25 protein-coding genes and 3 tRNA genes are annotated in these 22,333 nt (G+C 67.3%); 13 read left to right on the top strand and 15 right to left on the bottom strand.

The features are described from left to right. Positions 1-62: 62 nt before the first annotated feature. The 10 genes from ACFY5A_RS08115 to hpt all read right to left on the bottom strand — a co-directional run bounded on the left by ACFY5A_RS08115 (position 63) and on the right by hpt (position 8,888). Complete coding sequence (locus tag ACFY5A_RS08115) at positions 63-767, bottom strand: DUF2520 domain-containing protein (protein WP_387233026.1); 705 nt, start codon at positions 765-767, stop codon at positions 63-65. Next, the gene (locus ACFY5A_RS08110) at positions 760-2,868 is read right to left on the bottom strand and encodes a PH domain-containing protein (RefSeq protein WP_387233022.1); all 2,109 of its coding nucleotides are present in this window, start codon (positions 2,866-2,868) and stop codon (positions 760-762) included. The genes ACFY5A_RS08115 and ACFY5A_RS08110 overlap by 8 nt, the downstream gene beginning before the upstream one ends. Continuing rightward, complete coding sequence (locus ACFY5A_RS08105; RefSeq protein WP_105674867.1) at positions 2,865-3,461, bottom strand: PH domain-containing protein; 597 nt, start codon at positions 3,459-3,461, stop codon at positions 2,865-2,867. Before ACFY5A_RS08105 ends, ACFY5A_RS08110 begins: the two co-directional genes overlap by 4 nt. After that, positions 3,397-3,894, bottom strand: coding sequence for a DUF3180 domain-containing protein (locus tag ACFY5A_RS08100; RefSeq protein WP_341940380.1), 498 nt, complete (start codon positions 3,892-3,894; stop codon positions 3,397-3,399). The genes ACFY5A_RS08105 and ACFY5A_RS08100 overlap by 65 nt, the downstream gene beginning before the upstream one ends. Then, a complete protein-coding gene (gene folK / locus ACFY5A_RS08095) occupies positions 3,891-4,430 on the bottom strand; it encodes a 2-amino-4-hydroxy-6-hydroxymethyldihydropteridine diphosphokinase (protein ID WP_341940381.1) in 540 nt (179 codons plus the stop codon). Before folK ends, ACFY5A_RS08100 begins: the two co-directional genes overlap by 4 nt. Further along, positions 4,427-4,822, bottom strand: coding sequence for a dihydroneopterin aldolase (gene folB / locus ACFY5A_RS08090; RefSeq protein WP_341940382.1), 396 nt, complete (start codon positions 4,820-4,822; stop codon positions 4,427-4,429). Before folB ends, folK begins: the two co-directional genes overlap by 4 nt. Before the next feature lie 7 nt (positions 4,823-4,829). Next, entirely contained in the window at positions 4,830-5,627 is a 798-nt protein-coding gene (gene folP / locus ACFY5A_RS08085) for a dihydropteroate synthase (RefSeq protein WP_387233017.1), read from the bottom strand. Next, the gene (folE, locus tag ACFY5A_RS08080) at positions 5,624-6,214 is read right to left on the bottom strand and encodes a GTP cyclohydrolase I (RefSeq protein ID WP_105674901.1); all 591 of its coding nucleotides are present in this window, start codon (positions 6,212-6,214) and stop codon (positions 5,624-5,626) included. The genes folP and folE overlap by 4 nt, the downstream gene beginning before the upstream one ends. Before the next feature lie 2 nt (positions 6,215-6,216). Beyond that, entirely contained in the window at positions 6,217-8,217 is a 2,001-nt protein-coding gene (gene ftsH, locus ACFY5A_RS08075) for an ATP-dependent zinc metalloprotease FtsH (RefSeq protein WP_105674877.1), read from the bottom strand. Positions 8,218-8,336: 119 nt separating this feature from the next. Beyond that, positions 8,337-8,888, bottom strand: a complete 552-nt coding sequence (gene hpt, locus ACFY5A_RS08070) for a hypoxanthine phosphoribosyltransferase (protein WP_105674879.1) — start codon at positions 8,886-8,888, stop codon at positions 8,337-8,339. A 193-nt stretch (positions 8,889-9,081) separates the two neighbouring features. Here hpt and ACFY5A_RS08065 point away from each other — a divergent pair, with 193 nt between their 5' ends. Next, positions 9,082-9,669: a DUF937 domain-containing protein gene (locus tag ACFY5A_RS08065; protein ID WP_105674881.1), complete on the top strand. Its 588-nt coding sequence runs from the start codon at positions 9,082-9,084 to the stop codon at positions 9,667-9,669. A 125-nt stretch (positions 9,670-9,794) separates the two neighbouring features. Here ACFY5A_RS08065 and tilS read toward each other — a convergent pair whose 3' ends face one another. Beyond that, the gene (gene tilS / locus ACFY5A_RS08060; protein WP_387233014.1) at positions 9,795-10,787 is read right to left on the bottom strand and encodes a tRNA lysidine(34) synthetase TilS; all 993 of its coding nucleotides are present in this window, start codon (positions 10,785-10,787) and stop codon (positions 9,795-9,797) included. A gap of 76 nt (positions 10,788-10,863) precedes the next feature. On the opposite strand from tilS, the gene ACFY5A_RS08055 reads away from it, so the two are divergent. Further along, positions 10,864-11,526 (top strand): TMEM175 family protein, encoded by a 663-nt coding sequence (locus ACFY5A_RS08055; protein WP_223587154.1) that lies wholly within the window; start codon positions 10,864-10,866, stop codon positions 11,524-11,526. Between the two features lie 87 nt (positions 11,527-11,613). Beyond that, on the top strand, positions 11,614-12,105 hold the full coding sequence (locus tag ACFY5A_RS08050) for an inorganic diphosphatase (RefSeq protein WP_060926386.1): 492 nt from the start codon (positions 11,614-11,616) through the stop codon (positions 12,103-12,105). Between the two features lie 95 nt (positions 12,106-12,200). Here ACFY5A_RS08050 and ACFY5A_RS08045 read toward each other — a convergent pair whose 3' ends face one another. After that, complete coding sequence (locus ACFY5A_RS08045; RefSeq protein WP_387235908.1) at positions 12,201-13,553, bottom strand: M23 family metallopeptidase; 1,353 nt, start codon at positions 13,551-13,553, stop codon at positions 12,201-12,203. A gap of 228 nt (positions 13,554-13,781) precedes the next feature. On the opposite strand from ACFY5A_RS08045, the gene ACFY5A_RS08040 reads away from it, so the two are divergent. From ACFY5A_RS08040 to ACFY5A_RS08005, 8 genes are all read left to right on the top strand, one after another. Continuing rightward, positions 13,782-13,854, top strand: a tRNA-Glu gene (locus tag ACFY5A_RS08040). Between the two features lie 28 nt (positions 13,855-13,882). Further along, a tRNA-Asp gene (locus ACFY5A_RS08035) sits at positions 13,883-13,956 on the top strand. Positions 13,957-14,025: 69 nt separating this feature from the next. Next, a tRNA-Phe gene (locus tag ACFY5A_RS08030) sits at positions 14,026-14,098 on the top strand. A 278-nt stretch (positions 14,099-14,376) separates the two neighbouring features. Beyond that, entirely contained in the window at positions 14,377-14,601 is a 225-nt protein-coding gene (locus ACFY5A_RS08025; protein WP_387233012.1) for a hypothetical protein, read from the top strand. A 137-nt stretch (positions 14,602-14,738) separates the two neighbouring features. Further along, positions 14,739-15,404 (top strand): hypothetical protein, encoded by a 666-nt coding sequence (locus ACFY5A_RS08020; RefSeq protein ID WP_387233010.1) that lies wholly within the window; start codon positions 14,739-14,741, stop codon positions 15,402-15,404. A 145-nt stretch (positions 15,405-15,549) separates the two neighbouring features. Then, positions 15,550-16,788: a DNA cytosine methyltransferase gene (locus ACFY5A_RS08015; RefSeq protein WP_387233008.1), complete on the top strand. Its 1,239-nt coding sequence runs from the start codon at positions 15,550-15,552 to the stop codon at positions 16,786-16,788. Positions 16,789-16,915: 127 nt separating this feature from the next. Beyond that, complete coding sequence (locus ACFY5A_RS08010) at positions 16,916-17,911, top strand: ParB N-terminal domain-containing protein (protein WP_387233005.1); 996 nt, start codon at positions 16,916-16,918, stop codon at positions 17,909-17,911. After that, on the top strand, positions 17,898-18,839 hold the full coding sequence (locus tag ACFY5A_RS08005) for a hypothetical protein (protein ID WP_387233002.1): 942 nt from the start codon (positions 17,898-17,900) through the stop codon (positions 18,837-18,839). Before ACFY5A_RS08010 ends, ACFY5A_RS08005 begins: the two co-directional genes overlap by 14 nt. 340 nt (positions 18,840-19,179) lie before the next feature. On the opposite strand, the gene ACFY5A_RS08000 is transcribed toward ACFY5A_RS08005, so the two are convergent. Beyond that, entirely contained in the window at positions 19,180-19,602 is a 423-nt protein-coding gene (locus tag ACFY5A_RS08000) for a GNAT family N-acetyltransferase (protein WP_387232999.1), read from the bottom strand. Between the two features lie 2 nt (positions 19,603-19,604). Further along, on the bottom strand, positions 19,605-20,126 hold the full coding sequence (locus ACFY5A_RS07995; RefSeq protein WP_387232996.1) for a GNAT family N-acetyltransferase: 522 nt from the start codon (positions 20,124-20,126) through the stop codon (positions 19,605-19,607). 120 nt (positions 20,127-20,246) lie between these two features. Between ACFY5A_RS07995 and ACFY5A_RS07990 the strand changes: the two genes are divergently transcribed. Further along, the gene (locus ACFY5A_RS07990; protein WP_387232993.1) at positions 20,247-20,699 is read left to right on the top strand and encodes a GNAT family N-acetyltransferase; all 453 of its coding nucleotides are present in this window, start codon (positions 20,247-20,249) and stop codon (positions 20,697-20,699) included. A 58-nt stretch (positions 20,700-20,757) separates the two neighbouring features. Continuing rightward, positions 20,758-21,675: an AEC family transporter gene (locus tag ACFY5A_RS07985; protein WP_344011418.1), complete on the top strand. Its 918-nt coding sequence runs from the start codon at positions 20,758-20,760 to the stop codon at positions 21,673-21,675. Here the strand turns inward: ACFY5A_RS07985 and ACFY5A_RS07980 are convergent. Further along, positions 21,656-22,327, bottom strand: coding sequence for a nucleotidyltransferase domain-containing protein (locus tag ACFY5A_RS07980; RefSeq protein ID WP_387232989.1), 672 nt, complete (start codon positions 22,325-22,327; stop codon positions 21,656-21,658). The genes ACFY5A_RS07985 and ACFY5A_RS07980 overlap by 20 nt on opposite strands. Between the last annotated feature and the right edge of the window lie 6 nt (positions 22,328-22,333).

The following is a 22,333-nucleotide window of genomic DNA, read 5'->3' as shown; positions in this document are numbered from 1 at the left end:
CATCCCCCGACGGTCAGCGCGATGTCCGTCAGCCCGCTGCGCGTACCGGGCTCACCGCAGACTCAGATCAACGGAGAGGGATCGGATGCCTCGCGCAGCGCCCGCTCCACGGTGGACTGCACCAGCGCCGAGAGGTACCCCCCGGGGTTCTCGATGCCGATCTCTCGGAGCCGTCCGGTCGACTGGCCGATGAGCGACCGCGAGAACTCCGTCACGGCGACGATCGCATCCGCGTACGCCTCACGGTCGGCCTCGCCGACCACGACCGGTTCGCACCCCATCTCGACGGCGAGCGCCTGCGCGATCGGGAGGACGGGAGCGGGCGCGGTCACGGCGGCATACCCCGCCTGCAGCTGCCGGAGGTCGATCGACGTCCCGGTGAACGTGATGGCCGGATGCACGGCGAGCGGGATCGCACCGCGCTCGGCCGCGGGACGCAGCACCTCGATGCCGTAGGCCGGGTCGGTGTGCAGGACGAGCTGACCGATCTGCCAGCCGCCGAGCTCGGCGATCCCCGCGACGAGGGCGGGAAGCTGATCGTGCGGCACTGCGATCACCACGAGCTCGCTGCGGCGGACCACGTCGAGCGCATCGAGTACCGGGACGCCGGGGAGCACCGCCGACGCGCGTTCGTCGTCGGAGCCGCTCGTCATCCCGGTCACCGCGTGACCGGCACCGGCGAGCGCCGCGCCGATCACCGGTCCGACTCGCCCGGCGCCGATGATCCCGACGCCGAGGCGTCCGTCGCGGCGCAGGGGGTCACTCATCGGTCGATGCGGGCGGGACGACGGGCGGGGCCGGCGGAGCGACGGGCGGGGCCGGCGGAGCGACGGGCGGGGCCGGCGGGGCGACGGGCGGGGCCGGCGGGGCGACGTATGCCGGCGGAACCGGAGCGACCGGCGGAACCGGCGGCGCCGCGTACGTCGGCGGAGCAACCGGCGGAACAGGCGGCGCCGCGGGGGCCGCATACGTCGGCGGAACCGGGGCCGTTGCGGTCGAGGGCGGAGGCACCGGAGCGCCCGACGTGGTCGACGGGGTACCGGGGTACACGTACGGCGGCGGAACCGGAGCCGTACCGGGCGGAACCGGCGGAGCGGGGGTCGTCGGAGACGCCACGGGAGCGCCGGGGATGTACGGCGGCGGTGTCGGCGGCATCCCGGAACCCGCCGGTGCGTACGCGGGCGGGACGGCAACAGCATCCGGGGCGTGCTCTCCCCAGCGGTGGCTGTGATCGCGGGAGGCGGCGAGCACGGCCGCCCGGCTCACGCCGTTGATGAGGTCGAGCGCGTCTGCTCTCTCGAGCCCCGACAGCAGGCCGGTGATCGGCCCCTGCACGGAGTGCACCTGCGCGCCGGAGACGCGCTGCGCCCGGTCGATCGGCCCCTGCGACAGCGAGACGCCCTGCAGTCGGGCCAACGGGAAGATCGCGAGCTTGCGCCAGACCGTTCCTCTGCGCAGCAGCAGGCCGAAGTCCGTGACCGCGTAGCCGTGCCGCTTCCACGACACCGGTCGACGCCACCAGGCGCGGGCGGGCATGGTGCGGTAGGGGTCCCCGGCCACCGGGCCGAGGATGCCGTGCTCCCATACCAGCGGGATGTCGGCGACGGGGGCGTCGGGGAGGATCAGCCCGAGCACACGCTCGACGTCGGCCCGCTTGCCCACGGGGAGCACGATGTTGAACTGCTGCGCGCTGCCCGACTGCTGCTGCGCCGCGCTCTTGCCGCCCATGCGGTTGATCTTGATCGTCCACCAGCCGAACGGGCGCCACAGCAGCGACTGCGACACCTCGACCGCGAAGATGCGGCCGGGCGGCAGAGTCTCGGTGACCGTGGTGAGCAGGCCGTAGGTGATGCGCACGCCGTCGGGCGTGGGGGCGATCGAATAGCGCAGCGACTTGGAGATCTGCGCCCAGGTGATGCCGACCACGGCGATCACCATGGGGATGCCGATGCCCAATCCCACACCGAGCCCGATGACCGAGGTGATCGGCTGCCCGTCGATGAGGCCGCCGATGAAGATGCCGCCGGTCGCGACGAGCAGGATGATGACGAAGAACGCCACCCACAGCAGACTCGAGATGAGCTGCGAGCCGACGAGACGCCCGGTCGGGATCTTCACGACGCTCTCGGGAGCGACGTCGGCGAGGTCGACACCGGCGATGAGTCCGGTGACGCCGTGGTTCACCGATCCGACGAACTGGGCGCGAGCCGACGACGGCGCCGCCGCGGCATCCGCCACCGGGCGTCCGGACGCGGCGTCCACGGCCGCCTGCCTCGCCGCACGTGCACCGGAGGCGAGACGCAGGATGTCGCTGCGCACCGACTCCGCACGGGTGGTGGCGAGGTACTCGAGGTCGACGTTCGCATCGGTACCGGCGCCGACGACCTCGAGCTTCGCGAGGCCGATGATGCGGGCGGGGAACGGGCGGGTCAGGTTCACGCCCTGCACGCGGTCGAGCGGCGCCCTGCGGTGCGAGCGGAAGATGATGCCCTTGCGCACCTCGACGTGGTCGCCGGTGATGCGGAACTGCTGGAATCGCCAGATCACCCAGAAGATCGCCATGAGCACGACCACCAGGGCGAGGACGGACAGCAGCGCGATGATCGCCAGGTTGTTCGACAGCACCCAGTCGACGGGGTCGCCGCCGTTGTACTGGTCGTAGTGCGCGTCGGGCTCGAAGATGTCGATCACCCAGGTGATGAGCCTGTCGCGCAGGTTCGCGATCAGGAAGCCGCCGATGATGAGCAGCGCCAGCCCGCCCTTGAAGAGCGGGGTGAGCGGGTGCATCCGATGCCACTCGCCGTCGGCGAGGGAGTCGCTCGCTGCGGGGCCCTTGGTCTGCGCCTGGGCGGGGAACTGCTCGCTCACAGGCCGGTCCGGCGGGTCTCGGCCACCTCGATGAGCGTGTCGCGGAGTGCCTCCGCCGCCGCCTGCGTGAGGCCGGGGATCTGCACGCCCGTGGTCGCCGCAGCCGTGACCATCTTCAGCTGCGAGATCCCGAAGGCGCGGTCGAGCGGTCCCTGCGTGATGTCGACGAGCTGCATGCGCCCGTAGGGCACCGCGATCATCCGCTGCCACAGGATGCCCTTGCGGAACACGATGTCGTCGTCGCGCAGCATGTAGCCGATCGCCCGCGCCTGCCTCGGCAGGATGATGAGCGTGATGAGCGTGATGACGACGATCACCGCTCCGGGGATGAGCGCCCAGAGCTGTCCGAGGACGAACGCCAGCACGAGAGCGGCGATCACCACGATGGCGATGAAGATCAGGTTCTGCACGATCTGCGACACGACGTAGCGCGGGGAGATCTGGTGCCACACGCCGTCGAGCTCCAGCCGCGACTCGCTGCGTGTCGTGCGCAGCGCCGTGTAGGTGCCCTGGTCGAGGGCGCCGCCGTCAGTGACTGCCGCCGAACTCAGGGGAGCCGGGATCAGGGGAGGGTTCTCGGGGTTCTGAGTCATCAGGATCCTTCGGAAGAGTGCAGAACTGTTCGGCGATGAGCGAGGCGATCACGAGCACGACCGCGCTCGCGATCAGGGCGATCATCGCCACAGTCGACCCTACCTGTGGATCTATCGGACGGGACAGGAGGAACACCAGCAGTCCGGCGCCGAATCCGGCCATGATCGCGCCGAGCAGGCTCGATGCGCGGGCCAGGGTCACGGCGCGCGTCGCACGGAACGGATCGATGCGGACGCCCGTCCGCACGCTCCGGCGCACCGGCCACGCCAGCGCGAGCGCCGCGGCGCCGACGATCACGAGGAGGACGGGCAGCAGCAGAGACGGGGTGAAGGTCACCCTCCCCATCGCGGTGAGCACCTGGTCGACGAGGAACCCCGCCCCCGCGCCGACGAGCGCGAGCACGACGAGGACGCCGGCGGAGGTGCGCCTCATGCGCTCCCCTGCCTGCGCAGCGCGGCGGCGAGGTCGGCGATGCGCCCGTGACCGGAGAGCACGGCGTCGGGATCGAGATCGAGCCAGGGGTCGAGCACGAACAGCCGCTCGGCGGCGCGAGGATGCGGCAGCTGGAGGTTCGGCTCGTCGGAGGACTCGTCGCCGTAGGCGATCAGGTCGAGGTCGAGCGTACGGTCGCCCCAGCGCACCTGGCGCTCGCGCCCGTTCTCGTCCTCGATCGCGTGCAGCATGCCGAGCAGGATGCTCGGTGCGAGACGGGTCGTGACCAGCGCCACGGCGTTGACGTAGCCCGGCGCGTCGGGGTCGGGGCCGTCCAGGGTCAGGGCGACCGTCTCGTGCAGGGGGGACAGGCGCACGTCGCTCACCAGAGGCAGTCGCGCGATCCGCTCCGCCGCCTTCCTGATGGTGCCCTCGCGGTCGCCCAGGTTCGCGCCGAAGGCGACGACGGCGACGGCATCCGCCCTCCCTTCGCGGGGGACGGTGATGTCGGGCGGGATGGTGAGGTTGCGGCTCATGATGCGGAGAACTCCACGGCGGATTCGGGGCGGGCCCGGCGGACGGTCACCGAGACGTCGGAGAACGTGAGCGGGATGGGAGCGTGCGGCTTGTGCACGGTGACGGTCGCGAACAGGACCCGCGGATCCTCGAGCGCGACATCGGCGATGCGAGCCGCGAGGGTCTCGATGAGGTTCACGGGCTCGCCGGCGACGACGGCGGCGATCTTCTCGGCGAGCTCCCCGTAGTGCACGGTGTCGGCGACGTCGTCGGATGCCGCGGCCGGCCCCAGCGGCAGGTTCAGCCGCACGTCGATCGTGAACTCCTGTCCGTCCCGGCGCTCGTGCTCGTAGACGCCGTGCCGGCCGAACACCGTGAGCCCGGTGAGGGCGATCTCGTCGATGGGGAACATGGGGGGTCTATCCTTCCCAGGCGTGCGCGATCGCGAGCGCATCCCGCGTCGCGGCCACGTCGTGGACGCGCACCGCCCAGACGCCCGAGCGGGCCGCGAGGGCGCTCGTAACGGCGGTCGCGAGGTCTCGCCGCGTCTCCGTTATCGGCTCACCCTGGTCGAGGGTCTCGGCGAGGAACCTCTTGCGCGAGGTTCCGATGAGCACACGGGGTCCGAGCGCGACGATCTCGTCGAGCCCGCGCAGCACGTCCCAGTTCTGCTGGCCGGCCTTCGCGAAGCCGACGCCGGGGTCGATGATGAGGCGCGACGGCGCGATGCCGGATGCCGCGGCCTCCCCCATGCGCTCCTGGAGCTCTCCCGCCACCTCGCGCGCGACGCGGCGGTACTCGGCGTTGGCGTACATGTCCGCGGAGAACCCGCGCCAGTGTCCGATCGCGTAGTCGGCGCCGGACTCGGCCACCGCCGCGCGCATCTCCGGGTCGGCGAGCCCTCCGGAGACGTCGTTGACGATCCGCGCTCCCGCCCGCACCGCCGCAGCGGCGGTCGACGCATTGAGCGTGTCGATGCTCACAGGCGCACCCGCGGCGGTGAGCTGCTCGATGACAGGGATCACGCGCGCCTGCTCGACCTCCGGGGTCACGCGGTCGGCGCCCGGTCGCGTCGATTCGCCGCCGATGTCGAGCACGGTCGCCCCCTCGGCGCGCAGACGCAGACCGTGCGCGACCGCCCGCTCGACGTCGAGGTAGCGTCCGCCGTCGCTGAACGAATCCGGCGTGACGTTGACGATCCCCCAGATGCCGGTCATTCCGCGCCCCGGCCGATCAGGGCGATGAGCTCGGTGCGGGCCACGGCATCCGTGTACTCCCCGCGGGCCGCGATCGTGAGGGTCGTCGCCTCCGGCTGACGTCCGCCGCGCATCGTGACGCAGCCGTGGCTGGCGTCGAGGACGACGAGCACACCACGGGTGTCGAGATGCTCGGCGATGGTGTCGGCGATCTGCTCGCCCAGCCGCTCCTGCACCTGGGGGCGGGCGGCGAGGATCTCCACCACCCGCACGAGGGCGCCGAGCCCGACGACCTGCTCTCCGGGGAGGTAGGCGATGTGCGCGTGCCCTGCGAACGGCAGCAGGTGGTGCTCGCAGACGGAGCGGAAACGGATGTCGCGCAGCAGCACGGCACCCGAGGGCAGCGTGTCGGGCGCCGGTCCCCTCGTCACGCTGATCGTGCGCGCGAGCGGCTCGGCGGGGTCTTCTCCCACGCCGGCGAAGAACTCCGAGTACAGCTCCGCCATCCGCGACGGGGTCTGCTTGAGGCCCGGTCGGTCAGGATCCTCGCCGATCGCCTCGAGAAGCTCATGAGTGAGGCGTGCGACGCGTTCCCGGTCGACGGCCACGGTCACGCCGTCGCAGGTCGTGCGTGACCGGCACCTGCCGATCCCGGCTGCGTGCGAGGCGCAGCGGACGGCGCCTCGACGGATGCCGCGAGCGAGACGTCCTTCTTGGGCACCTCGATCGGCGGACGCTCCGATACGGGGCGATCGTCGCTCGACAACCACAGCGGACGCTCGGGGAGCTTCTGCACCTCGGTGAAGATCTCCGCGATGCGGTTGTGGTCGAGGGTCTCCTCCTCGAGCAGCGCGAGGGCGAGCTTGTCGAGGATGTCGCGGTTCGCGCTGATCACCTGGTAGGCCTCGTTGTGCGCCTGCTCGATGAGGGCGCGCACCTCGGCGTCGACCCGCTGGGCGATCGTCTCGGAGTACTCGCGGCCACGGCCCATGTCGCGGCCGGCGAAGGGCTCGCCGCCCTCGGTGCCGAGCTTGACCGGGCCGAGCTCGGTCGTCATGCCGTACTCGAGCACCATCTTGCGGGCGATCGAGGTCGCCTTCTCGATGTCGTTCGAGGCGCCGGTGGTCGGGTCGTGGAACACGATCTCCTCGGCGACGCGACCGCCCATGGCGTAGGTCAGCTGATCCTGCAGTTCGTTGCGGGTGACCGAGTACTTGTCGTCCAGCGGCAGCACCATCGTGTAGCCGAGCGCCTTGCCGCGGGGCAGGATCGTGATCTTGGTGACGGGGTCGGTGTAGTTCATGGCCGCGGCTGCGAGGGCGTGGCCGCCCTCGTGGTACGCGGTGATGAGCTTCTCCTTGTCCTTCATCACGCGGGTGCGCCGCTGCGGACCGGCGATCACGCGGTCGATGGCCTCGTCGAGGGCGCGGTTGTCGACCAGCTGCGCGTTCGAGCGGGCGGTCAGCAGAGCCGCCTCGTTCAGGACGTTGGCGAGGTCGGCTCCGGTGAAGCCGGGGGTCTTGCGGGCGACGACCTCGAGATCGACGCTCTGCGCGAGCGGCTTGCCCTTGGCATGCACCTCGAGGATGCGCTGGCGGCCCTTGAGATCGGGGGCGTCGACGCCGATCTGGCGGTCGAAACGGCCGGGACGCAGGAGCGCGGGGTCGAGGATGTCGGGGCGGTTCGTCGCCGCGATCACGATGACGTTCGCGTTCGGGTCGAAGCCGTCCATCTCGACGAGCATCTGGTTGAGCGTCTGCTCGCGCTCGTCGTTGCCGCCGCCGAGTCCGGCGCCGCGGTGACGTCCGACGGCGTCGATCTCGTCGATGAAGATGATGGCCGGGGAGTTCTCCTTGGCCACGTTGAACAGGTCGCGGACGCGGGATGCTCCGACGCCGACGAACATCTCGACGAAGTCCGATCCGGAGATCGAGTAGAAGGGGGCGCCTGCCTCGCCGGCGACGGCGCGGGCGAGCAGGGTCTTTCCGGTTCCGGGAGGGCCGTACAGCAGCACGCCCTTCGGGATGCGGGCGCCGATGGCCTGGAACTTGGCCGGGTCCTGCAGGAACTCCTTGATCTCGTGGAGCTCCTCGATCGCCTCGTCGGCGCCGGCGACGTCGGCGAAGGTGACCGTCGGGGTCTCCTTGTTGACGAGTTTGGCCTTGGACTTGCCGAACTGCATGACCTTGCCGCCGCCGCCCTGCATCGAGGAGAGCAGCCACCAGAACAGCAGGCCGAGCAGGAGCATCGGGATCAGGAGCGAGAGGAAGCCGTCGAACCAGCTGGCGCGCGGAACGGCGTCGTCGAAGCCCTTCTTCGGGTCGGCCTTGTCGATCGCGGCGACCACGTCTGCCGCGCGGGCGTCGACGTAGTAGAACTGCACCGACTCCGAGCCCTCGAACGGCTTCGAGAGCGTCATGTCGACGCGCTGATCGCCGTCGGTGTTGACCACCTCGGTGACGGTCTCGCCGGCGAGCAGCTTGAGACCCTCCTGCGTGGTGATCTGCTTCGGGGCGCCGAGGTTGGAGATCAGCAGGAAGCCGCCGAAGAGCAGCAGACCGATCAGGGCTACGTAGATCAGCGGATTCCGGGTGAGCTTCTTCACATCCATGATCGGATCAGCGTATCGCGCGAGCGCTTGGTGCCTGCTGTGCGTTCACCCACGGCGTACCGGCCTCCGCAGAGCACGGCTCGGCGGGGCCGTCGGCGCCATCGCGCCACGACGCCGGGTCAGCTGTAGACGTGGGGTGCGAGCACCGCGACGTCGCGCAGGTTGCGGTAGCGCTCGTCGTAGTCGAGGCCGTATCCGACGACGAAGTCGGTGGGGATGTCGAAGCCCACGTACTTGCAGTCGATGACGACCTTCGCCGCCTCCGGCTTGCGCAGCAGGGCGAGCACCTCGATCGACTCGGCTCCGCGCGATCCGAAGTTCTCCAGCAGCCAGCTCAGGGTCAGTCCGGAGTCGATGATGTCCTCGACGATCAGGACGTGCTTGCCGTTCAGGTCGCTGTCGAGGTCCTTGCGGATCTGCACGACGCCGCTCGACTTCGTGCTGGCCCCGTAGCTCGACACCGCCATCCAGTCCATCGGCGCGTGGAACGGCAGCGCCCTGGCGAAGTCGGCCATGACCATCACCGCGCCCTTGAGCACGCCGACGAGGAGCAGATCCTTGCCCTCGTAGTCCACGGCGACCTTCGCTGCGAGCTCGTCGAGCTTGGCGATGATCTGCTCCTCAGTGACGAGGATCTGGGCAAGGTCGTCCTGGATGTCCGCGGCGCGCATGGATCGATTTTAGGTGAAGGGATCGGGTGCCGCGTCCAGTGGCATCCGATCCCTCGCCGCCCGGCCCCGCGACCACAGGGATCGACCGCGGATCCCGGTCGTGATGTATCGGGTCGCGTATACCCACACCCCGTTCTTCCGCACTACTGTGAGCCTTGAGACGGGCGGACGCCCACAGACGGAAGGATTCACCATGGCTCTCGACGACATCCTCGCGCAGGTCCCGATCGACGACATCGCGGAGAAGCTCGGGGTCTCCCCCGACGTCGCCAAGGCCGCCGTGGAGCAGGGCGGCGCCGTGCTGCTGAGCGGACTGGCGAAGAACGCCTCCACGGAGGAGGGCTCCTCCGCCATCGAGAACGCGCTGAAGCGTCACGAGGGCTCCGCCGGCGCGACCAAGGTCGACGACATCGACCAGGCGGACGGCGGCAAGATCGTGTCGCACATCCTCGGCGCCAAGCAGCAGGAGGTCACCGAGAAGCTCACGACTTCGAAGGAGACCGCTGGCATCGACTTCGGCAAGCTCCTGCCGATCCTCGCGCCGATCATCATGGGCCTGATCGCCAACGCCAACAAGGGCAAGGCGGAGACGTCAGATGCCGGCGCACAGCAGTCCGGCGGACTGGGCGACATCATCGGCGGTCTCCTCGGCGGTGGTGGCAACGGTGCGAGCACCGGCGGCATCGGCGACATCATCGGCGGTCTGCTGGGCGGCGGCAGCGGTTCGTCCGGCGGCGGCATCGGCGACCTGCTCGGCGGCCTCTTCGGCGGCAAGAAGTAAGACTCCCCTCCCCTCGCGCCCCGGTCGCCTGGCGGCCCGAGTCGCCGAGCGGGGGAACGCAGCGACAGAGACGAAACGCCTCATCCGACGTCGAACGTCAGGTGAGGCGTTTCGTCTGCGTCCGTTCAGCGACCGGATGCCGTGAACACGATGCGCCCGCCGACACGGGTGGCGGAGCATCCGGGCAGGTCGATGGGCCCCTGCCCTGACCAGTCCGTCGCGAGACGGGCGACCTCGACGGTCTGCGTGCGGGTGAGGCTCGCGCCGAACTCGCTGTCGACGACGAGTCGGATGATGCGGTTCCGCAGCGCGGCGGGGTTGGCCGCGAGCGCCGCGACGCTCACCGAGATGCCGGCCTCTGCGTGCTCGACGATGTCCTCGATCGTCTCGTGGATCATCTCGTCGAAGGCCTCGGCGTCCTCCCGCAGCTGCTCCGCGGTGCGTGCGAGGGCCTCGGCGATGCCCGGTCCGAGCTCGGACTCGAGAACCGGGAGCACGCGTTCCCGCACGCGGACCCGGGCGAAGCGGCTCTCGGAGTTGTGCGGATCGTCCCAGAACTCGATATCGGATGCCACGCAGAACGCGCGCGTCGTCTCACGGCGCACACCGAGCAGCGGCCGGATCCAGCGCAGACCGTCGTCGTCCTCGCGCACCGGGGCCATGCCCTGCAGGCTGGTTGCCCCCGACCCTCTCGCGAGGCCGAGCAGCACGGTCTCCGCCTGGTCGTCGAGGGTGTGGCCGAGGAGCACAGCGGCAGCGGCGACGTCAGACGCGGCATCCCGCAGCACCCGATGACGCGCATCACGGGCCGCCGCCTCCGGGCCCCCTTGCTCGCCCACCTCGACCCTCACGACGAGCGGATCGAGACCGAGCCCCGCTGCGGTCTTCGCTGCGCGGAGGGCGACGGCATCCGACCCCTCCTGCAGTCCGTGGTCGACGGTGAGGGATGCGGCGCGCAGACCGAGCTTCGGCGCTTCGAAGCCGACGGCCGCGGCGAGCGCGAGCGAGTCGGCGCCGCCGGAGAGGGCGACGATGACCGTCGCTCCTTCAGGCAGCTCTGCGAGCGCGGTGCGCACGGCGAGGCGGATCTCGGCGACAGCGGGTGGGAGCGACGGCACTCCTCCACGCTAGGGCACGCACCCGGCATCCGCGCGTCCGTCTCCGCACGGGAAGCGCGCGGACTAGTCTGACGCCGTGGCAGATCACAGCGGCATGAGGACTTTCACGACCGAGCGGTTCAAGGCGTTCGTCGACGCGGTCGTCGCCATCGCGATGACGCTTCTCATCCTCCCCCTCATGGAATCGGTGTCGGAGGCGGCATCCGGGCACCTCGGCACGGCGGAGTTCCTGTCCGAGCACTCCGGCCAGCTGCTCAGCTTCGGGCTGAGCTTCCTCCTCATCGCGACGTTCTGGATGGGCCACCACCGGCAGTACCGCGACGTCGAGCTGATCACCGCGCCCCTGCTGTGGATCAATGTCGCCTGGATGGCCACGATCGTGTGGCTGCCTGTGCCCACCGCCATGATCGGCCAGATGGACACCGATCCGCTGCAGGCCGTGGTCTACATCGGAACGCTCATCATGACCCAGGTCACGACCCTCGCCGGCTGGATCTATCTGTCGCGCCACCCCGAGCTGACGACGGCGCCGGCCGACACGCTGCGTGCGGGGGTGATCGGCGATGTCACGGCGATCATCCTGTTCGCGGGCGCGCTCCTGATCGCGGTGCTCGCCTCCCCCAACGGCTACGTAGGGCTGTTCCTGCTGCTCCTGAGCGATCCCGTGAGCCGTCTGCTGAGCCGCCTCTCGCGACGGCGCACTCCCCCGTCCTCGCCCGCGACGGGAACCGACGCCTAGACCCGAGCGGGCCCCGACTCCGCGTGAGCGCGCGGCCCGAGTAGGCTGGTCCGCGGCATCCAACCGTCTTTTCTGAGGAGCACACGCATGGGCGCACACGACGCCGTCATCGAGATCCCGCGCGGCAGCCGCGTGAAGTACGAGGTCGACCACGAGACCGGGCGAGTGCACCTCGACCGCGTGCTCTACACGACCTTCGGGTACCCGGCCGACTACGGCTACTTCGACAACACCCTCGGCGAGGACGGCGACCCGCTCGACGTGCTCGTGCTCCTCGACCACGCGATCTACCCCGGCGTCGTCGTCGAGGTCCGTCCCGTCGCCGTGCTCAAGATGAGCGACGAGGCCGGTGGCGACGACAAGCTCGTGGCCGTGCTGTCGAAGGACCCTCGCTGGGCACACATCCAGGACATCGGCGACATCGCCGAGTACACGAAGAAGGAGATCGCGCACTTCTTCGAGCACTACAAGGACCTCGAGCCCAACAAGTGGGTCAAGGTCGACGAGTGGGGCGACGCCGCCGAGGCGCAGCGCATCCTCGACGAGGCGATCGTCCGTTTCGGCGAGCAGGGCCACTGACCCTCGACGTCTGAACGAAGAGAAGACCCCCGGTTCCGCTCAGCGGCCGGGGGTCTTCTCTTCGTTTATGAGGTCTGCGCCCGTGAGGCGGGTGTTCAGACCGAGATGCCGCGCTGGGCGAGGAAGTCGATCGGGTTGACCGTGCCGCCGTTGATGTACACCTCGAAGTGCAGGTGGCAGCCCGCCGAGTTCCCGGTGTTGCCTGCGTAGGCGATGACCTGTCCGGCGCTGACCTGCTGGCCGCGGCCGACGGCGAAGCCGCCCGGCTTGATGTGCGCGTAGCCGGTGCCGACGCCGTTGCCGTGCTGGATGCGGATGTAATTGCCGTAGCCGCCGTTGGGGCCGGCGAAGTCGACCGTCCCGGCGTGGGCCGCGTAGATCGCCGCGCCGCAGCCGTTGGCGATGTCGACGCCGCGGTGGAAGGTCGAGCATCCGCTGCAGGGCGCAGGACGCGAGCCGTAGCCGGCGCTGCGGTGACCGCCGTGCGGGCGGACCCAGCCGCCGGTTCCAGGGGTTCCCCCGGTACCACCGCCGCCTCCGCCGCCCCCGCCGTTGTTGCCGGCGGCTGCAGCTGCGGCCTCCGCGGCTTCACGGCGCTTGCGCTCCTCCTCGGCGACGCGGACACCCTCCTGGTAGCCGGCGACGGTGGTCGCCGTCTGGTCCTTGAGGGCGGCCAGCTGAGCCTGCATCGTGGCGAGGTTGGCCGTCTGCTCGTCGAGCGCCGCCTGCGCGGCATCCGCTGCGGCCTGCGCCTCGAGCATCTTCTGCTCGGCGAGCTTCTGCAGGCGATCGCGCTCGTTGCGCGCGACCTCGGCCTGATCGCTCAGCGACTGCGCGGTGTTGCGCGCCTTCACGGCGGTCTCGTACACCGTCTGGGTGTAGCCGTAGACCTTGTCCATCGTGCCGAGGCGCGAGAGGAGATCGTCGGCGTTCGCGGCGGACCCTGCGAAGAAGAGCTCGAGAGACGTGTCGTCTCCGCCGTCGCGGTAGAGCTGGGTGGCGACCTGCGCGGCCTTGCGCTCGGCCTCGGTCGCGGTGGCCGCCTGCGTGTCGGCCTGACTCTGCAGCTCGTCGGCCTTGGTGGCGGCGTCGAAGAACGCCTGCTGGGCGTCGTAGAACTCCTGGCCGGCCTTCTCGGCGGCGGCCTGGGTCTCGGCGACCTTCTGCGTCAGACCGTCGATGAGCCCCTGGATGCGGGTGACCTCCGCAGCCTTGGACGATTCGCTCGCCATGGCGCGCTGCACGTCGTCCCAGCTCGGATACGAGGCCGCATACGCAGCGGAGACGCCCGACGACACCCCGAACGCGCTGAGGGCGACGGCACTGAGCACGCCGATCCCGAGGGCGTTGCGACGGGTGATCGAGCCGTTCTTCCAGAAGGCACGGCTTTCGGCGGGCGTGGGTGCGCACCCGCAGTCGACGGATGCCGCTTCCGCAGCATCCGCCATAGATGGCTTGTCGTTCACACGGCCCCTTCCGCCGGTTTCACTCATGCCACACTAACAACAACTTTCACATCCGCAACAGGGTGTGGAGCAGGTTCGCGGGCATGGTGAACACCCCCATCGTCCTCCCGAACACGCCCGGGCGGAAGCAGACTCGCCCTCGATTCGCGATTTGCCTGAAACATCCCTTATGCTTGAGCGTCGGCAAGGAAGTCCCCCGGGACAGACTTCGGCCCCATCGTTTAGCGGCCTAGGACGCCGCCCTTTCACGGCGGTAGCACGGGTTCGAATCCCGTTGGGGTCACTCATCCGATACAATTGAAAACAAGTATGGCCCTGTAGCGCAGTTGGTTAGCGTGCCGCCCTGTCACGGCGGAGGTCGCGGGTTCAAGTCCCGTCAGGGTCGCTCTGTGCGATTGGTCCTTTTCTCGGAGAGGGCCTTTCGTCTAGATGCGACAGGTTTCGCCGGTCGCACGGCTCTGTAGCTCAGTTGGTAGAGCGCACGACTGAAAATCGTGAGGTCACGGGATCGACGCCCGTCGGAGCCACACGGACCGTCGTTACAACGGTCCCAGAAACCCTCGCCTAGCTTCTACATGGCGGGGGTTTTGCTTTGCCCTGGTGAGGGTCGGTTTCCGAGCCGCTCCCCTGGACTGTTCCGGCCCCTCGTCGGGCGGGCGGGACTTCCGACCGTCGAACGAACGCCGCGGGACGTAACGCCCTCGACATAGACCTTGTGCCGGTTTTGTGCCGGTGGCAGGCGATTCGCTGCGGGTTTCGACGGCTCATCTAGCAGCCATCCGCTAGGTTCTCCCCAGGAGGATCTATGAGCTCACACAACTTCGAGACGTTGCGGAGCGCGGTCCTCGCCGCCTCGGTTTCCAGGCGCTGGTCGCATGCAGTCGAAGAATGGCAGGTGGTCGGCGTCGAGGAGGACCCGCGAGGTACTGGCATCTGTGTGTGCGGCAAGACGAACCTCGTCTACCTCTATACGATTCACAACGAACACGCGCAGGCGAGTCTGTTCCCGATCGGAACTGCAAAGCCATGACTCGTTCCTCTCAGTTAGTAAACCTTTTGCCTACTCGCTAAGTCCGACCGCCATGCGTGCTCGAAGTCAACCTTTTTCTTACTGGCACACCTATGGCTCACTGGCCAACCCATCTTCGTGCTGAGTAAGATGTTCAGATGAGCGAGGCAAAGACCACCCACCCCAGCCTCGGAGAGGGCCCGATAGTCCTTCCCCCTGCTCCGAGCTCACATCGCAACGGTGACGCCCTGAGTTTTGAGCGCGACAGCGCAACGGGCGAACTACTGACGTTCATCCCCGCGTGGGGGGTGGTTCCCCGTCCTGTCCGCCTCGTGTTACAGCTCCTACAGGAACGGGCGGCCGATGCGGTCGCGACTATGAATACGGCAAAGATTGGCGGCGGCGAGGCACGCGACCATGACGCCTCGTTCATTGAGATGTCCGCCGCGTCGGAGGCTGCGGACCGTGCTACGCGCGACTATCGCAGTCTGTTCAATGCGTACACCCACAAGTTTCACCAGCCAAAACCTCCTATTGGTGAATTGGCGGCCGCGCAGGGGGCGATCACCCAGTCATTCGCGAAGCGGTACACGCCGAAGACCGTCGCGGCGATTGAGGCGCTTCTCTCTACTGAGCCAAACCTTGATGCTCTGCGCGTCGGTATCCGCGCCCTCGGTTTCGAAGACTATCGGGGAGTGTCCGAGCCACTAGATCAGGCCATGTCGACCGCCGAGGCCGACCCAAACTTCCATCCGTGGCCAGGGGCAATGGAGAAGACTGAGCGTCTGAACAGGGCGATCCGAAGCGCGGACGACGAGCTGTGAGAACTTTCTTTGCTCATTCAAGGCCGGCCTCCGGCCGGCGGCGCCACCTGCGGTGCGTCCGTCCTCGCTTCGCTGCGGGCGGGCGCTCCTCGGTGCGCTACGCAACCGAATTGACAAGTGCACTCCCTCGTGCTGAGCTCGAAGCATGAGTTCTCTCAGTAAGCCAACTGCGCTATCTATATTTTCGGGCGCGGGCGGCATGGACATCGGCCTCGAGGCGGCAGGGTTCGATCACGTCGGAGTTATCGAGATTGACAAAGCAGCTTCGGCTACCCTCGCACACAACAAACCGGAGTGGACGCACCTTGCCCAGGGCGATGTCCTAGTCGCGGCAGAGACCCTTTCACCGAAGTCGCTTGGGCTATCAAAGGGAGACCTCGATCTACTGGCTGGTGGACCTCCATGCCAGCCGTTCTCACTCGCGGCCCAGTGGGCCGCATCTGGGCGTCGCGGGATGGAGGATCCTCGCGCCCAGACGGTTCACGCGACCATGAAACTCATTAGATCTTTCCTCCCTAAAGCAGTCCTGATGGAGAATGTGCTTGGTTTTGTCCAAGGTCGCCACTCTGCGATCGAATACCTCCAGCGGGAGTTCGACGCAATAGCTGAAGAGACCGGGTCTTCGTACCGTCTCGAGTGGCGGCTGGTGAATTCCGCGGACTACGGAGTCCCTCAGAACCGTAGACGCGTAATCGTTGTCGCCCTGAGAGACGGGGGAGACTTCGAGTGGCCAACACCAACCCACTCAGACACTCCGATTCGCGCTTGGGATGCGATCGGAGATCTTCGAGGGTCCCACTCTCTTCGCTCCGCAGGCAAATGGAAGGGCCTTCTCGAAAGCATCCCAGCTGGTGCCAACTACCAGTGGCTGACGAGCCGAGGGGGCGGTGAAGAACTGTTCGGGTACCGAACCAGGTACTGGAACTTCCTGCTCAAGCTTTCGCCCAACGAACCTTCGTGGACGCTCTCAGCATCGCCGGGACCAGCAACGGGCCCATTCCATTGGGAAAATCGCCACCTGACGATACGTGAACAGCTACGCCTCCAGACGTTCCCGGACGACTGGGCGCTTCTCGGAGATGAACGCCAACAAGTCAAGCAGGCTGGCAACGCGACCCCAGCCCTGCTCGCAGAAGTGATGGGATCAGCAATCCTTCAGGCACTCGGCCGAGCGTTCGCTGAGAAGCCGAAGCTTGCGATCACGCGAGCCGGTTCCGAACCCCCTAAGCTGGCGGAACCGGAGCCAGTTCGGCGGGAGTACCGCGGCCTCATCGGCGCTAAGGCTTCCCATGGTGGCACAGGCCGCGGTCCCTCGCCGCGTGCATCAGCCGTACCGGACACACAAACGACCGAAGCCTCACGGATAGGACAAGACATTGTCTAATGAATCGGCATCTCGCGCCGCAATTCAGCCGCCACCGAGAATTGTTCGACTGCCCGTGACAAGCTTGCATTTGGACCCGCAGAACCCCCGACTCCCGGAAGACCTGCTTGGCGCATCGGAAGCAGAGATGCTCGCGTGGCTCGAAGAATCATCGACCCTAGAAGAACTCGCGTCGTCGATGATTCAAAACGGCTTCTTCGATCACGAACCACTTATCGTCCGCACGACAGCCAAGGCGGATGAGTACATCGTGGTGGAAGGAAACCGGCGATTCTCAACTATTCAGATCCTGCTACAGACCGACGCTGCCAAAGCCGCCGATCTAGAGTTCGACTTCGACACTGAACCGACGCAGCCACAACTCGATGCGCTTCGCGAGGTTCCATGTGTGATCGTGTCAAGCGACGAAGAAGTCCGAAAGTTCCTCGGGTACCGTCATATTGGGGGTATCAAGACCTGGAGTGCGGAGGCCAAAGCTCGCTATCTCGAAACTGAAGTTGAGAACGCCGCGACAGGTGGTAGCGCCAACCCGTTCAAGGATGTCGGCAAGCGCGTAGGCACCAACGCTCTGGGCGTTCGTGGACCCTACTTGGCGCTCAAGACCCTTAAAGTAGCGCGCGATGAATTAGGCCTTACCGGGCCCGCGAAAGTCGTTCTTAGGGAGCGATTCGGCGTGTGGAATCGTCTCCTTAATAGCGCCGAAGTTCGTAGCTTCATCGGCCTGGGCGATGCGTTGGATTATGCGACGATCCAAGACCGCCTTCGCCACCTCGATCGAGAGAATCTCGCGATCGTGCTCGACGACATGGTTCCGCCCGCGGGAAGCCGCATTGCATTGCTACAAGACTCGCGTGACGTCACCACGTACGGCCGTGTCCTAGCTCACGACGCCGCCCGAGAGACACTTCTCACCTCGCGCGATCTAGATCTCGCAGCCCAGGTTGCCGATGGCTCGACTCTGCCCCAGAAGCTCCGCAACATTATCAAGAGCCTGGAACTCATCGTTCGGAATATCGACTCCTACGAGATCGGGGCAGAGGAGGTTGAGTCCGCAGCGAGCGTGTTCAATACTGCACGGTCGCTGAACGCACTCGTGAAGGACCGGCTCGATGGCGAAGATTGAGCCCCAGCTTGACAAGTACGGGACACTAGCTCGAGCATCTTTCCTCGCAGATTATCTCGAGGTCGTAGCACTTCGGGACAAGCGCGTGAAACTCTCTTCACTTCGCGATCTGGTTGCGGAGACGTACACCCGGGTGGCACCGATTCTGCGCCCTGGTGGAGAAGACACAGTTGATGACCAGGGCAACCCCGAGGCACCTTGGACGCCTGCGGATCTCGCTGACGAGGCGTGGACCTCGATCCTCGAGCGGGCGGATTCCTTGGGAGATAAGTATCCGTTCACCATTCATCGTCAGGTACTGAAGCGGGCTGAGGGTCTGAACCCACTTGATTCGGCGTATGTAAGCCTGCTCGCGATCACGATGAGCCACGCATTCAAGATCTCAACTCCGGGTTCAGTAGAACATCTATTGGAAGAGGTAGTAGGCGATTCGCTCGAGAATGTGGGGCTCCGAGTTGGACGCGTGGGCCCACTTTCGCGGGCGAACGGGTATGACTTCGTTCGCACCATGAATGCGCTCGGACAAGAGCTCTCCATCCCGATCAACCCGAACGCGACAACTCGTAGACAGAACGCCAATGATGAGGATGTCGATATCGTCGCGCACCTCGATTGGGGCGTTCCCCGCCATGGGCGCTGGCTGTTTATCGGCCAAGTTACCTGCGCAGTCAGCGATTCGTGGCGGTACAAGGCACAGGAGCCCGTGACGAATGACTGGCAGAAGTTTTTCGGAGAAGTGGTAGAGCCGGTGCCGTTCCTCGCGATCCCTCATCATGCGGACCATGAGACCTTCAAATACGTGACGAGCATTGAAGTCAATATTCTGGATCGAACTCGCCTGGTTCAGAATTTGAAAACGAATAGCCCAGCGCAACGCGAAGTGGTCGAGGCGTTCATGGCCAACGACTACGTTTCTTTCAAAGTCTGATGCAACAGCCTGTGCCGGTTCTGTGCCGGTAGCTCTGCTGAAGCCATCCTCAACCAGCGGCGACCAACCATGACAACCTCCGCGGACTCACGCGACGAACGGCGACCAACGAGCACCCCCAACCTCACCGCATCCAACTGAAAATCGTGAGGTCACGGGATCGACGCCCGTCGGAGCCACACGGACCGTCGTTACAACGGTCCCAGAAACCCTCGCCTAGCTTCTACATGGCGGGGGTTTTGCTTTGCCCGTGGTGGCTCCACCGCTGCCGCCGTGCAAGCGGATCGCCCTCCGCCCCGCTCGTCGAGCGCAACGAGACCACACGCCCTCGTGACCCGACTCACCGCCCGACCGGACGCCTCCCCGGCCTGACCATCGCCGTCGCATCGGGGGCGCCGAACCCGAACTTCTCATAGAGACCGTGCGCGTCGCCGGTGAAGAGGGTCCAGCGAAACGCGACCCCAGGGCCGTCGTCGATCATGGTCCGCACGAGCAGCGCACCCGCGCCGTGGCCGCGCGCCGCTGGGTCGACGATCACGTCGGCCAGATAGGCGTCGTTGACGCCGTCGGATACGGCGCGCGCGAATCCGATCTGCGCTCCGGAGTCCGCGTCGTACACGCCGACCACCCGCCACGCGGCATCGAGCTGGGCATCGACATCGACCCTCGTGCGCCAGCGGTGCCAGTAGGCCTCGGTCGACAGCATCCGCCACACCCACTGCCGGTCGATCCGCGCCGGGTCGTCGTCTGCGATGAGTTCCATGCTCAGCCGAGTCTCCGCCCGAGCAACTGCCCTGGCCAGCCGTCTTCATCGAAGGTCGAGATGCGCTCGTATCCGCAGGACTCGTAGAACTCCACGAGCGCTCCCGTGCCTCCGCCGTAGCAGTCCACGCGGAGGCGATCCACTCCCGCGGCGCGCGCCTCGTCGTCGGCGAAGGCGAGTAGCCGCCTGCCGGTGCCCCGAGCGCGGGAATCCCGCGATGCGAGCAGTAGTCGCACGTACAGTTCGGGTTCCTCGGCGGCCGGGACGTAGTCCATCGCGTCGCCCAGGACCAGCACACCGATGACACCCACATCGGGATGCTCGGAGATCCACGCTCCCGGCAGCGCACAGGCCTCGGTCACCCTAGCGATCTGCCGCTCCTGCGTCGACCAGGGCTCCACGCCCCACTGGCCCTCGTTGCCGATGGAGACGAACCACGCGATGATCTCGTCGAAGAGCCGCAGCACCTCGGGGACATCGGCGGGTGTGGCTCTGCGGATCCCCGCGGGCGGTGTCGTGTTCATCGTCATCCTGTCGGCACCCTCTCGCCCGTGTCGTCGCATGCTCGTCCACCGTATCGGCGTCCCGAGCCGATCAGCGCGTCGCGCACCCGCGGTTTGGCGAGGACGGCACCGGCTGGTTCGATGGCAGGCATGGGAGCGAACTGGACCTTCAGACCGAGCGTGGCGACGGATGCGCCGTGGATGGCCGAGGTGCGAGCGGAGACGATGCGCGCCGACCTGGAGCGTCTCGGCCGCTTCGACGAGGAGCGCGTGCGGACGCGCTTCCTCGACGCGTTCACGCCCGCCCACACCCGCGTCATCGTCGTCGATGCTCAGGACGCAGGGTTCGTCGCCGTCCGCCCCGACGGCGACGAGCTGTGGATCGAGCACTTCTACCTCTCGCCGCACCACCAGGGGCAGGGAATCGGCGGACAGGTCCTCCGCCGCATAGTGGCGGAGTCCGGCGACAGAGCCGGAGATCTTCGGCTCGATGTGCTGCGCGGAAGCGCCGCGCAGCGCCTCTACGAACGCCACGGTTTCGTTCTGTACTCCGAGGACGGAGTCGACCTCTTCCTGAGGTACTCCCCGCAGTAGCGGACATCCGCGCGAACCGCCGCGCAGGCCCCTCCCCCACCCTCGCTACGCTCGAAGCATGATCGATACGCTCACCGGCTTCGCCGTCGTCGGCGTCGCGATCGCGCTGGGGTACGTCATCGGGCGCATCGATCTGCTCGGACCCCATGCCCGGCACGTCCTCGGACGCCTCATCTTCTTCGTGCTCTCGCCGTTCCTGCTGTTCAGCGTGCTCGCCCACGCCGACGCCGGGATGCTGTTCTCCTCGCTCCTGCCCGTCTCGGCGATCGCGGCCGTCGCGGTGATCGTCGTCTACGTCCTGTTCGCGCGGCTCTGGTGGAAGCGTCCCATCGGCGAGACGGTCATCGGCGCCCTCTCAGCGGGGCAGGTGAACTCGAACAACATCGGCATCCCCCTATCGATCTACCTGCTTGGCAGCGCCGCGTACCCCGCACCCGTGATCCTCATGCAGCTGCTGGTGTTCACGCCGATCTCGCTGACGATCCTCGACGCCGTGACGAGCGACACGGTCTCGATCCGCCGCACGCTGGTGCGCACCGCGACCAACCCGATCATCATCGGCTCCCTGCTCGGCACGCTCGTGTCGGTGCTCGGCATCCGCGTGCCCGACATCGTGATGGACCCCGTCCAGCTCATCGCCGACGCCGCGGTGCCCGTGCTGCTCATCAGTTACGGCATCTCCCTGCACGGACAGCGCGTGCTCGGCACTCGCGGACATCGCCGCGACGTCATCCTCGCCAGCATCCTGAAGCTGATCGCGATGCCGGTGGTCGCGTGGGGAGCCGCCCTGCTCTTCGGACTCTCGTCGGAGCAGACACTGATCGTCGTGGTGCTCGCCGCCCTTCCGACCGCGCAGAACGTCTTCAACTACTCGCAGCGCTACGACGTGGGCGAGGCGATCTCGCGGGACACGGTCTTCCTGACCACCATCGGATGCCTGCCCGTGCTGGTGCTCATCATGGCGCTGCTGGGCTGACCTCAGCCCAGGGGTGTTCCGGGTCCACCGCGCCGACCGCCGCCGCCAGCCAGTGCTTCTGCGGCGCCGACAGCAGGTGCAGAGTCCTCTCGGCATCCAGGACGTCCTTCGCCCGGCTCTGCCACATCTTCATGAAGAGAACGATCTCGGGATTCAGGTATCGCAGGCCGTCCTCTCCGATCCAGGTCACCTCGTCGAGGTCATGCTCCTGTTCAGGCAGGCGCTTGTTCGTCCACCGCCCGCCCCGGAAGGGCGTCAGCGGGATGTCGAGCACCCACGGCGACGTCGCATCTGCTCTCACCCAGATGCCGCTGTCGCTGCGGATCTCGCGAAAGCGGTCATCGAACGGCCTCAGCCATCCGCTGTCCGCGTTCCACGTCGTCCACCCACGATCTCGAAGGAAGATCCGCAGCGCTTCCGCGTCAGAGTGCGCGACGGAGACGTCCATATCCTCATGCGCGCGGGAGACACCGGTCGCCTTCTCCAACGCCCACCCGCCGACGATCCACCATGGACGGTCGAACCCGTCGAGGAAATCGGCGATCGTCGCCGGCGTCAGCGGCTCCCATGGTCCATACCACCGCGCGAAATCCCGGGGCGAAAGGGGCTCGGCCGAGTCCGGTTGAGGAAGAGGCGGATGCGCGTGAGGCATGCGGTC

The organism is Microbacterium sp. NPDC012755, from assembly GCF_042901325.1.
Classification (GTDB): Bacteria; Actinomycetota; Actinomycetes; order Actinomycetales; family Microbacteriaceae; genus Microbacterium; species Microbacterium natoriense.
The sequence above is the reverse complement of the archived record's forward strand: the minus strand, read 5'-3'. Positions and strand labels throughout refer to the sequence as shown.

Bases quoted from the DNA above. Each gene is read 5' to 3' on its own strand.
- hpt (WP_105674879.1), bottom strand. From the start codon at position 8,888: ATGCGCGCCGCGGACATCCAGGACGACCTTGCCCAGATCCTCGTCACT.
- ACFY5A_RS07980 (WP_387232989.1), bottom strand. From the start codon at position 22,327: ATGCCTCACGCGCATCCGCCTCTTCCTCAACCGGACTCGGCCGAGCCC.
- ACFY5A_RS08005 (WP_387233002.1), top strand. From the start codon at position 17,898: ATGGCGAAGATTGAGCCCCAGCTTGACAAGTACGGGACACTAGCTCGA.
- ACFY5A_RS07985 (WP_344011418.1), top strand. From the start codon at position 20,758: ATGATCGATACGCTCACCGGCTTCGCCGTCGTCGGCGTCGCGATCGCG.
- ACFY5A_RS08020 (WP_387233010.1), top strand. From the start codon at position 14,739: ATGAGCGAGGCAAAGACCACCCACCCCAGCCTCGGAGAGGGCCCGATA.
- ACFY5A_RS08045 (WP_387235908.1), bottom strand. From the start codon at position 13,553: ATGGCGGATGCTGCGGAAGCGGCATCCGTCGACTGCGGGTGCGCACCC.
- folP (WP_387233017.1), bottom strand. From the start codon at position 5,627: ATGACCGGCATCTGGGGGATCGTCAACGTCACGCCGGATTCGTTCAGC.
- ACFY5A_RS08100 (WP_341940380.1), bottom strand. From the start codon at position 3,894: ATGAGGCGCACCTCCGCCGGCGTCCTCGTCGTGCTCGCGCTCGTCGGC.
- ACFY5A_RS08115 (WP_387233026.1), bottom strand. From the start codon at position 767: ATGAGTGACCCCCTGCGCCGCGACGGACGCCTCGGCGTCGGGATCATC.
- ACFY5A_RS07995 (WP_387232996.1), bottom strand. From the start codon at position 20,126: ATGAACACGACACCGCCCGCGGGGATCCGCAGAGCCACACCCGCCGAT.
- ACFY5A_RS08105 (WP_105674867.1), bottom strand. From the start codon at position 3,461: ATGACTCAGAACCCCGAGAACCCTCCCCTGATCCCGGCTCCCCTGAGT.
- ACFY5A_RS08000 (WP_387232999.1), bottom strand. From the start codon at position 19,602: ATGGAACTCATCGCAGACGACGACCCGGCGCGGATCGACCGGCAGTGG.
- ACFY5A_RS08015 (WP_387233008.1), top strand. From the start codon at position 15,550: ATGAGTTCTCTCAGTAAGCCAACTGCGCTATCTATATTTTCGGGCGCG.
- ACFY5A_RS08065 (WP_105674881.1), top strand. From the start codon at position 9,082: ATGGCTCTCGACGACATCCTCGCGCAGGTCCCGATCGACGACATCGCG.
- folB (WP_341940382.1), bottom strand. From the start codon at position 4,822: ATGTTCCCCATCGACGAGATCGCCCTCACCGGGCTCACGGTGTTCGGC.
- ACFY5A_RS08010 (WP_387233005.1), top strand. From the start codon at position 16,916: ATGCTCGCGTGGCTCGAAGAATCATCGACCCTAGAAGAACTCGCGTCG.
- folK (WP_341940381.1), bottom strand. From the start codon at position 4,430: ATGAGCCGCAACCTCACCATCCCGCCCGACATCACCGTCCCCCGCGAA.
- ACFY5A_RS08050 (WP_060926386.1), top strand. From the start codon at position 11,614: ATGGGCGCACACGACGCCGTCATCGAGATCCCGCGCGGCAGCCGCGTG.
- ACFY5A_RS08025 (WP_387233012.1), top strand. From the start codon at position 14,377: ATGAGCTCACACAACTTCGAGACGTTGCGGAGCGCGGTCCTCGCCGCC.
- ftsH (WP_105674877.1), bottom strand. From the start codon at position 8,217: ATGGATGTGAAGAAGCTCACCCGGAATCCGCTGATCTACGTAGCCCTG.
- ACFY5A_RS07990 (WP_387232993.1), top strand. From the start codon at position 20,247: ATGGCAGGCATGGGAGCGAACTGGACCTTCAGACCGAGCGTGGCGACG.